At 64.6% G+C, this 14,276-nt stretch carries 13 protein-coding genes and 1 pseudogene; 9 read left to right on the plus strand and 5 right to left on the minus strand.

From position 1 onward, the window contains the following. Positions 1-110 precede the first annotated feature (110 nt). The 7 genes from CWO91_RS08805 to CWO91_RS08835 all read left to right on the plus strand — a co-directional run bounded on the left by CWO91_RS08805 (position 111) and on the right by CWO91_RS08835 (position 7,779). Complete coding sequence (locus CWO91_RS08805; protein WP_130213115.1) at positions 111-1,646, plus strand: ABC transporter substrate-binding protein; 1,536 nt, start codon at positions 111-113, stop codon at positions 1,644-1,646. 7 nt (positions 1,647-1,653) lie between these two features. Beyond that, entirely contained in the window at positions 1,654-2,604 is a 951-nt protein-coding gene (locus tag CWO91_RS08810; protein WP_130213116.1) for an ABC transporter permease, read from the plus strand. Beyond that, positions 2,591-3,463 carry an ABC transporter permease gene (locus CWO91_RS08815; protein ID WP_130213117.1) on the plus strand — a complete coding sequence of 291 codons (873 nt, stop codon included), beginning with the start codon at positions 2,591-2,593 and terminating at the stop codon, positions 3,461-3,463. Before CWO91_RS08810 ends, CWO91_RS08815 begins: the two co-directional genes overlap by 14 nt. After that, the gene (locus tag CWO91_RS08820; protein WP_130213118.1) at positions 3,460-4,452 is read left to right on the plus strand and encodes an ABC transporter ATP-binding protein; all 993 of its coding nucleotides are present in this window, start codon (positions 3,460-3,462) and stop codon (positions 4,450-4,452) included. The genes CWO91_RS08815 and CWO91_RS08820 overlap by 4 nt, the downstream gene beginning before the upstream one ends. Further along, a complete protein-coding gene (locus CWO91_RS08825; RefSeq protein WP_130213119.1) occupies positions 4,449-5,420 on the plus strand; it encodes an ABC transporter ATP-binding protein in 972 nt (323 codons plus the stop codon). Before CWO91_RS08820 ends, CWO91_RS08825 begins: the two co-directional genes overlap by 4 nt. A gap of 80 nt (positions 5,421-5,500) precedes the next feature. Further along, complete coding sequence (locus CWO91_RS08830; RefSeq protein WP_130213120.1) at positions 5,501-6,568, plus strand: alcohol dehydrogenase; 1,068 nt, start codon at positions 5,501-5,503, stop codon at positions 6,566-6,568. Positions 6,569-6,699: 131 nt separating this feature from the next. Next, a complete protein-coding gene (locus CWO91_RS08835; protein ID WP_130213121.1) occupies positions 6,700-7,779 on the plus strand; it encodes an isocitrate/isopropylmalate dehydrogenase family protein in 1,080 nt (359 codons plus the stop codon). Between the two features lie 34 nt (positions 7,780-7,813). Here the strand turns inward: CWO91_RS08835 and CWO91_RS08840 are convergent, their stop codons facing one another. From CWO91_RS08840 to CWO91_RS08855, 4 genes are all read right to left on the minus strand, one after another. Beyond that, on the minus strand, positions 7,814-8,101 hold the full coding sequence (locus CWO91_RS08840; protein WP_130213122.1) for a hypothetical protein: 288 nt from the start codon (positions 8,099-8,101) through the stop codon (positions 7,814-7,816). A 105-nt stretch (positions 8,102-8,206) separates the two neighbouring features. Beyond that, positions 8,207-9,028, minus strand: a complete 822-nt coding sequence (locus CWO91_RS08845; protein ID WP_130213123.1) for an enoyl-CoA hydratase — start codon at positions 9,026-9,028, stop codon at positions 8,207-8,209. Positions 9,029-9,323: 295 nt separating this feature from the next. Then, positions 9,324-9,695, minus strand: a complete 372-nt coding sequence (locus tag CWO91_RS08850; protein WP_020608151.1) for a helix-turn-helix domain-containing protein — start codon at positions 9,693-9,695, stop codon at positions 9,324-9,326. 26 nt (positions 9,696-9,721) lie between these two features. Continuing rightward, a complete protein-coding gene (locus CWO91_RS08855; protein ID WP_130213124.1) occupies positions 9,722-10,771 on the minus strand; it encodes a LysR family transcriptional regulator in 1,050 nt (349 codons plus the stop codon). Positions 10,772-11,253: 482 nt separating this feature from the next. Here CWO91_RS08855 and CWO91_RS08865 point away from each other — a divergent pair, with 482 nt between their 5' ends. Next, positions 11,254-11,520, plus strand: coding sequence for a hypothetical protein (locus tag CWO91_RS08865; RefSeq protein ID WP_130213126.1), 267 nt, complete (start codon positions 11,254-11,256; stop codon positions 11,518-11,520). 203 nt (positions 11,521-11,723) lie between these two features. Further along, complete coding sequence (locus CWO91_RS08870) at positions 11,724-12,455, plus strand: cytochrome c biogenesis CcdA family protein (protein ID WP_130213127.1); 732 nt, start codon at positions 11,724-11,726, stop codon at positions 12,453-12,455. A gap of 270 nt (positions 12,456-12,725) precedes the next feature. Here CWO91_RS08870 and CWO91_RS08875 read toward each other — a convergent pair. Next, positions 12,726-13,957: pseudogene (locus CWO91_RS08875) on the minus strand (sensor histidine kinase). Positions 13,958-14,276: the final 319 nt, after the last annotated feature.

Below are 14,276 nucleotides of genomic sequence, written 5' to 3' on the forward strand. Positions count from 1 at the left end.
GCGCGCGAACCTCGTGCGTTCCTCTTGCCGTGGCGGACATTTGTCGCCAATCTCGCTCCCCGAGTCATTCAACGATCCGAAACATCGGACGAGGGACCCCGGGAGGAACCATGACGAACGCGGCTGCCGTTGCACGCAAGCGCGTGCCGATTTTCCTTGTTGCGGCATTTGCGCTGGCTTCGCCGGCGCAGGCGCAGAAGTCGGGCGGCAGCATCACCGTCGGCCAGGAGCTGGAGATTGCAGGCTTCGATCCGCTCAAGGTCGGCGTCTACGACACCTCCACCTTCACCGCCGCCGCCGCGATCTTCGACACGCTGACGACGCTGGACGAGAAAGGCGAGGCGGCGCCAAAACTCGCAGTGTCCTGGACCCATTCGGACGACTACAAGAGCTGGACCTTCAAGCTCCGTCAGGGCGTGAAATTCCACGACGGCACGCCGTTCAATGCGCAGGCTTTCAAGGAAAATTTCGACCGGCAGAAGGACCCCGCCAACAAGTGCCGCTGCGCCTTCTACATCACCAATGTCAAGGAAGTGCTGGCGCCCGACGAATACACCATCGTCTACAATCTCACCGATCCCTCCGTGAACCTGCCGGCGGTGATCACCATCCAGAGCCAGAACAACGCGGTGCACTCGCCGACCGCCTGGAAGACCAAGGGCGACGACTATAATCGCAATCCCGTCGGCACCGGTCCCTACATCCTGAAATCCTGGACTGCCGGCGACCGCATGGTGCTGGAGAAGAACCCCAACTACTGGGACAAGGGCCGTCCCTATCTCGACCGCGTCATCTTAAAGCCGCTGCCCGACGCGCAGTCGCGCTTCGCATCGCTGCAATCGGGCGAGGCCGACATCATCTGGGACGACGAGAACGACGCCGACAACATCATGAGGGCGCAGAAGGACTCCAAGCTTACCGTGCACACCTACAAGGGCTCGGGCGCACAGGTCTACGCCTTCAACACCAAGGTCGCGCCGTTCGACGACGTCCGCGTGCGGCAGGCGCTGGTGATGGCGATCGACCGTCCAAAAATGTCGCAGGCGATCAGCAACGGCCTGAGCCGGCCCGCGACCAACCCCTACGGCGACGGTTCCTGGGTCAAATGCAAGGACGACGGTGCGCTGCCGTTCGACGTCGAGAAGGCCAAGGCGCTGATCAAGGACTACGGCAAGCCGGTCGAGTTCAAGATGCTGGTGACCGCGACGCCGCGCGGCCGCATGATCGGCCAGGTGCTCCAGCAGTTCTGGAAGCGCGTCGGCGCCAACATGGAGATCGAGCAGGTCGATCAAGCCACCATTCCGTCGCGCGCCTTCACCCGCCAGTTCCAGCTGACGCCGTGGCGCATCGTCGATCTCGCCGATCCCGATCCGCAGATGTACGCGAACTTCCGCAGTGGCAGCCCGCTGGCGCTGTCCAACTACGCCGATCCGGAGCTCGACAAGCTTCTGGATCACGCGCGCGTCACGGCCGATCTCGGCCAACGGACCGAGGATTATTGCGCGATCAGCCGCCTGATCAACAAGGAGGCGATCTGGTTCTGGACCTTCCAAAACACCTATTACGCGCTGTCGAGCGCCAAGCTGAAGGGCTTTCCGAAGATCTACAACGGCGTGATCGACGTCTCGAACACCTGGCTGGAATGAAATTGCGATGCTGAACTTCATCGTTCGGCGGCTCCTTGCCATCCTACCGGTTCTTCTGGCCGTCTCGCTGCTGACCTTCCTGATTGCCTCGCTGCTGCCGGGCGATCTCGCCTTGGTCATCCTCGGCGACCAGGCAACGCCGGAGAATGTCGCAGCGCTACGCCGCGACATGGGGCTCGATCAGCCGCTGTGGTGGCGTTACCTGAGCTGGCTCGGCCATGTGTTGCAGGGCGATCTCGGCCGCTCCTTCCGCACCGGGCAAACGGTGCTCCAGGCGGTGGCCGAGCGCATTCCGGTCTCGCTCCAGCTGATGCTGATGGCGGAGTTCATCGGGCTCGTGATCGGCGTGCCGCTTGCGATCGCCTGCGCCGCGCGCGCCGGCGGCGCCTTCGACCGCTTCATGACCGGCAGCGCCTTCGCCATGCTGTCGATGCCGTCCTTCCTGACCGCGATCCTCCTGATCTATCTGTTCGCGGTCGAGCTGCACTGGCTGCCCGCGACCGGCTATGTGCCGTTCACCGAGGCGCCGCTGGCCAATCTGCGCTTCTTCGTGCTGCCGGCGCTGACATTGGCGCTGGCGGAATGGCCGGGCATCATGCGGGTGCTGCGCTCCGACATGATCGCCACCTTGCAGGAGGATTATATCGCGCTCGCCAAGGCCAAGGGCCTCAAGCCCGCACGCATCCTGTTCGTGCATGCGCTCAAGCCCTCGTCGCTGACGCTGGTGACGGTGACCGGGATCAATATCGGCCGTCTGCTCGGCGGCACGCTGATCGTGGAATCGATCTTCGCGCTACCCGGCATCGGCCGGCTGCTGGTCGGCGCGATCTATACCCGCGACCTCGTCATCCTCCAGGGCGTGGTGCTGCTGGTCGCCTGCGGCTTCGTCCTCGTGAATTTCATCGTCGACATGCTCTACGCCGTGCTCGATCCCAGGATTCGCCATGGCCACGCTTGAGCTGTCAATTCAGGACGAGGCGGCGTCCGCGCCCGTTCGCGGCAGGCGCAAGCTCGGCCTGCTGTTCTGGCTCGCAAGCGGCTGGCTCGCCATCGTTCTTGCGCTCGCCATCCTCGCGCCGGTGCTGCCGCTGCAGAACCCGACCGACATGGACATGCTGGAGCGCCGCGCGGCGTTCTCTGGAGAGCACTGGCTCGGCACCGACGGGCTCGGGCGCGACGAGTTCGCCCGCCTGATCTTTGGCGCGCGAGTGTCGCTGACGGTCGGGCTGATCGCGCCGATGATCAGCCTCGTTTTCGGTGGCGCACTCGGCCTGCTCGCCGGCTATTTCCGCGGCCGGTTCGAGACGCTGGTGGTCGGCAGCATGGACGTGCTGCTGGCCTTTCCGCCGCTGATCTTCGCGCTCGCCGTGACCGCCTATCTCGGCCAATCCGTCCCCAATCTGACCTTGATCCTCGGCGTGCTTGGCATTCCTGCCTTCATGCGCGTGGCGCGTGCGGCGACGCTGACGCTGGCGCGGCGCGAGTTCGTGATTGCCGCCGAGGCGCTCGGCGCCAGCCATGCGCGCATCATCTTGCGCGAGCTGCTGCCGAACGTGATCCTGCCGCTGCTGGCGTTCTTCCTGCTCGGTGTCGCCGTCACCATCGTGGTCGAGGGGGCGCTGTCCTTTCTCGGTCTCGGCGTGCCGCCGCCGATGGCGAGCTGGGGCAGCATGATCGGCGAGGGACGTGAGAGCCTCGACGTCGCGCCGCGGCTCGCCTTCCTGCCGGCGGCGGCGCTGTTCCTGACCGTGCTGGCCTTCAACCTCGTCGGCGATACCTTGCGGGCGCTGACCGACCCGCGTCAGGGGGCATTGTGAGCGCGCCGCTCTTGACCATCGAGGATGTTGCGGTCGAGCTGCCGACACCGCGCGGCAATTTGCGCGCGGTGGATCACGTCGACCTGTCGCTGGCGGCCGGCCGCACGCTCGGCATCGTCGGCGAATCCGGCTGCGGCAAGACCATGCTGTCGCGCGCGGTGCTTCAGCTCCTGCCGAAGAAGGCGAAGCTGACGGGCCGGGTGATGTTCGACGGCGAGGATCTGGTGCGGCTCGATGCGGAACGGCTGCGGCGCCTGCGCGGGCGCGATCTCGCGGTCGTGTTCCAGGATCCCATGACCTCACTCAATCCCGTGCTCACCATCGGCACCCAGTTGATGGAGACGATCCAGGAACATCTCGAGCTGGATACCCCGGCGGCACGGAAGCGCAGCATCGAGCTGCTGGCGGCCGTCGGCATTCCGGCACCGGAACAGCGGCTCGCGCAATATCCGCATCAATGCTCCGGGGGCATGCGCCAACGCATCGCGATCGCGATCGCGCTGTCCTGCGAGCCGAAACTGCTGATCGCGGACGAGCCGACGACGGCGCTCGACGTGACCATCCAGGCGCAGATTCTCGATCTCCTGGCGCGCGAGCAGCGGCGCCGCCACATGGCGATGATCATCATCACCCATGATCTCGGCGTCGTCGCCGGCCGCGCCGACGAGGTGGCCGTGATGTATGCGGGCAGGGTGGTCGAGCGCGCGCCGACGCCCGCGCTGTTCAAGCGCATGCACATGCCCTACACCGAGGCGCTGCTGGCGGCGATCCCGAAGCTGGAGATCGCGCCGCATACGCCGCTGCCTGCGATCTCCGGCCGCCCGCCCGATCCGACGCGGCCGCTGCGTGGCTGCTCCTTTGCGCCGCGCTGCCGTTATGCCGCGGGGCGCTGTCACGAGGCCAAACCGGAGCTGAAGAGCGCGGAGCTGCCGGGACATCTCTATGCCTGCTTCCATCCGATCCAGATGGCCGAGGGGATCGGCGCATGATGCAGCTTGCCGTGCGCCCCGAGCCGCTGCTGAACGTCGACAATCTCGTCGTCGAATATGGTCTCGGCAACAAGACGGTGCATGCCGTCTCCGGTGTCAGCCTTCAGGTCGCGCGCGGCGAGACGCTGGGGCTGGTCGGCGAATCCGGCTGCGGCAAGTCGACGCTGGGGCGCGCGGTCCTGCAGTTGCGCCGCGCCAAATCCGGCCGGGTGATGTTCGACGGCGAGGATCTGACGGCGATGGAAGGCGAGGCGCTGCGCAAGATGCGCCGCCGCGTGCAGCTGATCTTCCAGGACCCGATCGCCTCGCTCAATCCGCGCCGGCGTATCGGCGACATCGTCGCCGAGCCGCTGATCATCGCTGGAGTCAAGGATGCCGCCGAGCGCAAGCGGCGCGTTCACGGGGTGCTTTCCGCGGTCGGGCTCGACCCTGATATCGTGGCGGGTCGTCTGCCACATGAATTCTCCGGCGGGCAGTGCCAGCGCATCTGCATCGCGCGGTCGCTGGTGCTCAATCCTGAGTTCATCGTTTGCGACGAGCCGGTGTCGGCGCTCGACGTCTCCATCCGTGCGCAGATTCTCAATCTGCTGGAGGAGATGAAGGCGCGCTTCGGCCTGACGCTGCTGTTCATCGCGCATGATCTCGCCGTGGTCAAAGCGGTCAGCGACCGCGTCGCGGTGATGTATCTCGGCCGGCTCTGCGAGGTCGGGCCGTCCGAGCAATTGTTCGCAAAGCCGGCGCATCCCTATACCGGGTTGCTGTTGCAGGCGATCCCGGTGCCTGATCCGGATGTGCGTCCCGTTGAGAGTGTAGCGAGCGGCGAGCCGCCATCGCCGATTGCGCCGCCGTCCGGCTGCCGCTTCCGCACCCGCTGTCCGCGGGCCGATCAGCGATGCAGCGCGGAGATACCGGAGTTGCGTGAAATCGTGCCCGGCCAGTTCGCGGCTTGCCATCATCCGCTGGCCTAAACTAAGACGGTCGGGGTTTGTCTCGCCTCGCCGGTCGTGGCATGCTGGCGCGACAACAAGAACATGCCGGGAGGACGTCGATGAAGAGCTTCAAGGTCGCCGATTTCAAGGCGCCGCTGCAGGAGGTCGACGAGGCCACGCCGCAGCCCTCGGGCACCCAGGTTCTGATCAAGGTGAAGGCGGCTGGCGTCTGCCACAGCGACCTCCACATCTGGGAAGGCGGCTACGATCTCGGTCACGGCCGCAAGCCGCTGTCGCTGAAGGACCGCGGCATCAACCTGCCGCTGACCATGGGCCACGAGACGGTCGGCGAAGTCCTCGCCTTCGGGCCCGACGTAAAGCCGACCGACCAGGGCGACCTCAAGCTCGGCGATGTCGGCCTGGTCTATCCCTGGATCGGCTGCGGCAAATGCGCCACGTGCCTTGGCGGCGAGGAGAACATGTGCCTGACGCCGCGCTCGCTCGGCGTCTATTGCGATGGCGGCTATGCCGACCACATGCTGGTGCCGCACCCGCGTTATCTGCTCAACCTGAGAGGGCTCGCCCCCGCGACGACCGCGCCTTATGCCTGCTCGGGCGTCACCACCTACAGCGCGCTGAAGAAGGTCGAGCAGCATTTCGACACGCCGATCGTGATGTTCGGCGCCGGCGGCCTTGGCCTGATGGCGCTGTCGCTGCTGAAAGCGATGGGCGGCAAGGGCGCAATCATGGTCGATATCGATGCTAAGAAGCGCGAGGCGGCGGAAAAGGCCGGCGCACTCGCGACCGTCGATCCCAAGGCGTCGGACGCGCTGCAGCAGCTCGCGAAGAAGGCGGGCGGGCCGATCCGCGCCGTGATCGACCTCGTTGGCAACGCCGCGACGACGCAGCTCGGCTTCGACTGCCTGACCAAGGGCGGCAAGCTCGTCATCGTCGGCCTGTTTGGCGGCGGCGCGACCTGGGCGCTGCCGCTGATTCCGATCAAGGCCGTGACGATCCAGGGCAGCTATGTCGGCAATTTGCGTGAGACGCAGGAATTGCTCGATCTGGTGCGAGCGAAGAAGGTGCCGCCGATCCCGGTGACGACGGTACCGCTCGCCAGGGCCAACGACGCGCTGCTGCAGTTGCAGCAGGGCGCGGTGGTCGGACGCACCGTGCTGACGCCGTAACGAACGCTCTCTCCTCCGTCATTGCGAGAAGGAAAGCGACGAAGCAATCCAGACCGCCTCAGCGGAAAGATTCTGGATTGCTTCGCTTCGCTCGCAATGACCACTTGGCTAACTCCTTCCTTGAGGCTCTCATGTCCGCAAATAACGCCTTCCACATTGCCGTGCTCGCCGGTGACGGCATCGGTCCCGAAGTCATGGCGCCGGCGATCGAGGTGCTGCGCAGGATCGAGGCGAAGTCGGGTCTGGGCTTCCGATTCACGGAGGCCCCGGCCGGCGCCAACAATTATCTCGCCACCGGCAAGTCGATGCCTGATACCACCATCAAGCTGTGCGAGGACGCGGATGCGATCCTGTTAGGTGCCTGCGGCCTGCCGTCGGTGCGCTACCCCGACAACACCGAGATCGCGCCGCAGATCGAGCTGCGCTTCATCTTCGATCTCTATGCCGGCGTGCGTCCGGCGCGGCTCATTCCGGGCGTACCGAGCCCGATCGTCGGCGCAGACCGGCGCGGCATCGATCTCGTCGTGATCAGGGAGTCCACCGAAGGCCTGTTCGCCTCGATGGGCAAGGGCGTCGTCACCCATGAGGATGCGCGCGAGACCATGGTGATCACGCGCAAGGCGTCCGAACGCCTGTTCGAGTTCTCGTTCCGCCTTGCCGAGCGGCGCAAGGCGCGCGGCAAGCCCGGTGCGCTCACCTGCGTCGACAAGGCGAACGTGTTCAAGGCCTTTGCGTTCTTCCGCGGCATCTTCGACGAGATCGCCAAAAAGCATCCGGAGGTGAAGACCGACCGGCTCTATGTCGATGCCTGCTCGGCGATGCTGGTGAAGCGGCCCTGGGATTTCGACGTGATGGTGATGGAGAACATGTTCGGCGATATCGTCTCCGACATCACCGCGAGCCTGATCGGCGGCCTCGGCATGGCGCCGTCGGCCGACATTGGCGACAAGTATGCGGTGTTTCAGCCGTGCCACGGCACCGCGCCCGACATCATGGGGCAGGGCAAGGCCAATCCCACCGGCATGATCCTGTCGGCGGCGATGATGCTGGACTGGCTCGCCGACAAGCATGGCGTCGAGAGCGCGGCTGAGGCCGGCGAGACGATCGAGCGTGCGGTGGACAAGGTCTACGCCGGCGGCATCAAGCCGATGGAGTTCGGCGGCAGCAACGGCACGGCGGACATCACGAAAGCGGTGCTCGCGGCGCTGTAGTCAAAGAAAAGGGGCCTGCAGGCCCCTTTGTCGTTCACCACCGGCGCCAGTGGTGGTAGCGGTGACCCCAGCCCCACGGACGCGGGCCGTAGAAGCGTCGCGGGCCGCCATAATAGCCGTAGGCGCCGTAGTAGTTCGGACGCCACCAGCAGCGGCCCCAGGGGTTACAGACCCAGCGCACCTGATCGACATCGGCGGCGGGACCGCCTGCAATCTTGTCCGCCTGCGGGATGCCGTTCGGCATTGCCGCGAGAGCGGGACCCGAGGCGAGCGCCGCACCGCCCAAGGCAGCCAGACCGAGAACAGCAAATTTGAGTTTCATCGCAATCTCCCTCGTTGGTAGCGAGAGAACTTTCGACAGATCAACTGGTTGCTATCGCGGTGCGTGCGCGCGGGAAATTTAATCTTCCTGAACGAAGATTCAGTTTCAGCGCCCCTGGAACTTGGGTCTGCGCTTTTCCATGAAGGCCTGCCGGCCCTCGCGGAAATCCTGGGAGTCCATGCAGGCGTTGCCGATCGCCTTGATCGTGTCCATGTCGCGCTGGCTCTCGTCCTTCAGAACCTGCGCGATGGTGATCTTGGCGGCCTTGATGGCGAGCGGCGCGTTTTCGGAAATGGTCTGTGCGATTCCCATGGTCTCGCCCCAGAGTTGATCGTCGGGGATCACGCGCTCGACGAGGCCAATGCGCAGCGCCTCAGGGGAATCGATGCGCATGCCCGTGTACATCAACAGGCGCGCCCAGGACGGGCCGACCAGCGACACCAGGTGACGCAAGCCGTCATAGCCATAGGCGATGCCGAGCCTGGCGGCGGGAATGCCGAACTGGCTGTCGTGCGAAGCGATGCGAATGTCGGCAAGCATCGCGACCTGCATGCCGCCGCCTAGGCAAAAACCCTGGATGCAGGCGATGGTCGGCTTGGGATAGTCGGCGAGCAGCGCGCGCTGGGCGGCGCTGCGCTTGGCGTATTCCTCGGACGCCGCTGCATTGTGTCTGACCTTCTCGAACTGGCTGATGTCGGCGCCCGAAACGAACGCCTTGCCGCCGGCGCCGCGCAGGATTACGACGCGCACTGTCTCGTCGTCGCGCAGGCTGGTCAGCGCCTCGCCAAATCCTTCCCACATTTCCAGCGACATCGCGTTGCGCTTGTCGGGATTGTTGAAGGTGATCACGCCGACGCCGCTGGCCGCGTGCTTGAGGATCTTGCCGTCGGCGTAAGCCGTTTCGGTCGTGCTGGACATGTCGGACATCGCGCGCTCGCTAATCGTTGGCGAGGCAATGTGCGGCGCGGGCGCCACCGCGGTCAACCGGGGCCGGGGTAAGCGAGCTTGCATCCGCCTGTGCTGCGATTGCATGGCGCGCGCGAAGTTCGGCGCATGGCAGCAGACCGCCAAGAAAAAGGTCCGACTAGACCGCCCCGAGAAAGACCGCGCGCAAGCGCGCGGGCGCAGACATATCTTCTCGTCCGGTCTCGTCCAATCCGGCCGCGCCCCCGCGACGCGGCGGATTGAACGTCGGCCGCAAAGGCCGGACCGTCGATCGATCTCAGCTTTCGTTCGCTGCGATCGATTCCATCAGCGAGACGAGCTGACGCTGCACCGTCTGGTCCTTGATCTTGCTGTAGGCGCGCAGCAGACGGAGGCTGAAGGCGCTGTCGAGGAAGAGCAGGCTCTCCACTTCGCGCGCCTTGTTGTCGCCGTCATAGAAGAAGGTCACGGGCACATCGAGGGCGGAGGCGATCTGCTGAAGCCTGGCCGCGCCGACGCGATTGACGCCCTTCTCGTATTTCTGCACCTGCTGGAAGCTGACGCCCAGCTTCTCGCCCAGCTCGGCCTGCGAGATCTTCATCTCGACTCGCCGCAAACGGATCCGCTTGCCAAGCTCAATGTCCGGCTTGCCGGCACTGCGCTGCTTCATTCTCTTCGCCGCTGCTTTCATACTTCTCACCGTTGTTCTTCGGTTGAAAATCCCCCGAAGAGCTGGGTCAGGGGTTCGCCCATATACGAGTCCTTGAATTCATGCGGATGCACGAACTCCTCCTTAAACCACGGGAAGCGAGCCGGATTGAAAGCCTCGATCAGCCAGTCAATCATGTGCCGCACGCGCGGAATCCGTCCGCTACCGGGATGGTAGGACAGCCAGATATCCAGCGGTCGGTTCAGCTCGACCTCCAGTGGAATCAACTTCCCGCCAAGCGCAATGGCGTAGCTCGGGAATACGCCGATTCCGGCGCCATTCGCGACCGCCCAGTAGTTGGCGCTCGAGACGTTGGTTTTCATGACCAGAAGGTCACGTTCCGAAACGCCCGGGAAGAAGCTTTCGAAAGATTCCTTGGCGGCGAGCTGGTCGGCGAATTGCAGCACCAGGCGATGCTTGATCAATTCCGCTGCCGAGCGCGGCGCGCCATGTTTTGCGATGTATTTCTCCGACGCCCAGAACATCAGATGCATGCGGCCGAGCCGCACCAGCTTGACGTCGAGCGCCGAGGGACGTGACAGATGGATAGCGACGTCGGCCTCGTGGCGGGAGACGTCGGCCGAGCGCATTGCGCAATGCAGGTCGACCAGGATCTTCGGATAGGCTTGCTGGAATTCGACCAGCCGCGGGGCAAGCCAGAACGTCCCGAGTCCCTCGGTGACGGCGACGCGGACTTCGCCGGACAGGACGTTGGCCGTCGAATCGCTGGTCCGCATCACGTCGAAGGCCGCCGCCTCCATGCGCTCGACCGCAGAGGCCACGATCGCGCCTTCATCGGTCAAATGGGTGCCGTGGACGTCGCGGGTGAACAGGGTGGTGCCGGTCTGACGCTCGAAATCATCGATCCTGCGGCGGACGGCGTTGATCGACAGGGACAGACGTTCGGCCGCCGAGCGGAAACTTCCGCATCGGACGACTTCCAGGAATATGCGGGCCGCGTCCCAATCGGAGAGGCCGCTGATATTTGTCTTTGGGCGTTCTTCCAACGGAACGCCCCTTTCCGCCAAGGAGTGCATACAATTCCCTTCAGTTTGCTAAACTGGCAGAATCTGGCGCAAACTACAACCACGGCGGGTTGCGGGGGTGATGAGTTTTGAACGTCATCCTTACTGCGACGCGAGTGGTATTTGAATGCTGCCAGGGCTGGGAATCGGGCAGCCTGTTGCCCGTTTGAGGGGTATCGCGTGAGTTCCGTTGCGAGCCTTGAGATGGCTGCGGGATTGTCGGCGCTGTCCGCAATACACGTTCCTGCGCAACCGCGGTTGCGGTCGTCCCGGATGGATCAATCGCGGCGCACGAAGCGTCTTGTCCCGAATCGCTCCGACGATTGCCAGTGGCATCGTGAGACGATGTTGGCGGGAACCGCGGTTTCATCGCAGAAACACACTGAATTCATGTTCGGAGGCTCAGTGGCCTCGTGCTATCCTTGGTGTCCCACGGGGGCCGAAGGGGTCGTCATAGACAATTCTCGCAGGCCGAATTAACGGAAAGAACGCTGGTGTCTCATTCAGACGAACAGTTGCAGTCGGTGCTGGAAACGCTCGAAGAGTGCCGCAGGGTTCTCAATGCGAGCAACAGCCGCGAGTCGGCCGAGCTGCTGTCCATGGTCATCCTCGACGTCAGGATGAAGCTCAAAGGAATTGACGATGCCGATCTCAAGGCATTGTGCGACGAAATGCTGCGGAGCGCTGCGAGCGAACCGCGGTCCCCTTCCAAGCAGACGCAGGACCAGCCCCGGCGTCCGCTGCTCCGCGTGGTGAAGTAGCCGCGCCGCCGAGTCTCGCTTTTTGGCGAGATTTGTGCGCGTCCCGATGCCGCATCTGTGATCACGGACGGCATCGGGAGGAGCCCTGGTTTCGCGCGCCTCTGTTGCGCATTCCGAGCCATCGGTTACACCAGAGCCGGTTCGGCTCCCGTCCGCGCGCTCCCCGCGCGTCGTGTCGGGCCTGAGATGGCTCCGATTGCATCATGCAAAATGTTTCGATCCCGGCGGCGCTGATTGCCGGCCTCGTCAGCTTCCTCTCGCCGTGCGTCCTGCCTTTGGTCCCGCCCTATCTGATCTACCTCACGGGCGCCACGATCGAGCATGTCGAGAGCGATGAGCCGGCCGCGGCCTCCAAGCGCGCGATCATGATGTCGGCACTCTTGTTCGTGCTCGGCTTCTCCACCGTGTTCGTGGCGCTCGGCGCCAGTGCCTCGCTGATCGGCGGCCTGATCCGCGCCTGGTCGGCCGAGCTGTCGATCCTCGCCGGCATCGTCATCATCATCATGGGCCTGCACTTCCTGGGGCTGACCCGGATTGGCCTGTTGATGCGCGAGGGCCGGCTGCCGATCCCCAAGCCTGTCGGGCTCTGGGGCGCCTACATCATGGGGCTCGCCTTTGCGTTCGGCTGGACGCCCTGCATCGGCCCGATCCTCGCCGCCATCCTGTCGATCGCCGCGGCGGAAGCGACGGTCACCAAGGGAGCGGGCCTGCTCGCCGTCTATTCCGCGGGCCTCGGCATTCCCTTCCTGATCGCCGCCCTGATGATCGAGCAGTTCTCCGCGCTGTTCGCGCGGATGAAGGGCCAGCTCGTCAATGTCGAGCGCGCCATGGGCGTGTTGATGGTGATCACCGGCATCGGCTTCCTGACCGGCGCGGTCTCGAATGTGAGCATCTGGCTGTTGGAGACGTTCCCGGCGTTGCAGACGATCGGCTAGATTGCCTATTTTTCGGCGCGGGTCAGGCAACCACCCGACTGATGACAAGCCCTACATCAGCTCTGTGAATATGAAGACAGCGCTGAGACGAAGCAAAGACGCTACGGAAATTTGTACAACCCGAGCGTTTTCGTTTTTCGCGCTTCTCAGCAGGGTTCGTACCGCTATGATCAACAGAGCGAGGACGCCCGTCAGGGCTACGAGAGCTTTGCTTCGAGGATGTGCGTGCGGGCATGAGTGATCTTCATCGCCGATATCCTTTTTGTCCGTTCAACGCGTCTCGTCCAGCACGCATGTCACCGTGCAGACCACGCCGCGCGGCAGGAAGTCGACGGTTGCCTCGCCGCCGAGCTGATCGCGCGCGCTGCGCTCGATCAGGCGCGAGCCGAAGCCGCGCCGCACCGGGGCCGTCACCGGCGGTCCGCCGATCTCGGTCCAGATCAGCCGCAGCCGCGGCTTCGGCGCATCGGCGATGACCTCCCAGTCCAGCGTCACCCGGCCGGTCTCGTTGGACAGCGCGCCGTATTTCGCGGCGTTGGTGGCGATCTCGTGCACGATCATCGACAGCACCACGGCGAGCCGCGGCGACAGCGGCACGGCGGGACCGGCGATGCGGATGCGGTCAGGATTGCTCAGCAGGAACGGTCGAAGCGCGCGGGCAATGACGTCTCTTAGCTCCGAGCCCGCCCATTTCTCCTGGCTCAGGAGATTATGCGCCTCGGCGAGCGCGCCGAGCCGCCCCTCGAACTTGCTCCGCTCATCCCGGCTGGCGCTGCGGAAGGTCTGCACCGCGATTGCCTGCATCAGGGCCAGCGTGTTCTTGATCCGGTGGTTGAGCTCCTCGATCAGCAGACTGTGCAGCATCTCGCCGCGCGCGATCGTGGTCGCCATCCTGACTGCGAAGGTCAGGCCGGTCAGCAGGAGGATGCCGCCGATCAGGCTGGTGATGGCGATGTTGCGCCAGAGCGGCGCGATCAGCGAGCTCTCGGCGACGCCGGCCACGACCGTCCAGCCGGTCAGTCGCGACCTGGTAAAGGCGGAGGACAGTGCGACCCCGTCGAGCGAAACGGTCGAAAGGGCGGCCTCTGACGTGCGAGACATCGCATCGTATAGCGCGCCGGAAGCCTGCTTGCCGACCGTCTCGGCAGGGTTCGGCGCGCGCGCGAATACGATGCCCTTGGTGTCGAGCAGGGATACCGTCCAAAGCCGGTCGGGTCGCTGCTTCTCCACCAGCTGCTGAAAGATGCCGATCGGCGGGCTGAAGCAGAGATCGTAGATCACCTCGCCGTCGCGCAATACCGGGACCTCGACGGTGAGCACCTGCCGCGCAGCGAATTCGTCAACGCCAGAACCTGCAAGCCGCCGGTCATCCGCTGCACTTCGGAGTCCAGCACAAGGCGCATGCTGCGCACGTTCTCCAGCACGCGGCTGGTCGCGTCACTTCGATCCTGCTTGTAATTGTAGACAGCGATGCCGACCGCCAAGATGATCAGCGGCAACATCGTTCCCGCGACCAGGAGAGCGAGCCGGACCGGCAGCGTAAGCTTTGACAAGCGCGGGCGTCCGGATTCCGGCCAGCGGCGCCGGATTATGGTTTTGGCAAGACCATAAGGGCAGCACTTGCCCGGCGCCACGATTTTCGCATGCGCGAGCAGTCCGGGAGAAGATTTTGCGATGCAGTCGGGGGCATGGGGCCGATCATCGGTCAGATCATCGCGATCGCGGTCAATAGCAGACACGTGGCGTAGACAGCCGCCTGACTGAGCCCGACGATCCGGGCCTCTCGATGCGATTTCATACGGTCAGCTCCAGGTCGGCGGC

Origin of the sequence: Bradyrhizobium genosp. SA-3 (assembly GCF_004212635.1) — a bacterium.
Taxonomy (GTDB): Bacteria; Pseudomonadota; Alphaproteobacteria; order Rhizobiales; family Xanthobacteraceae; genus Bradyrhizobium.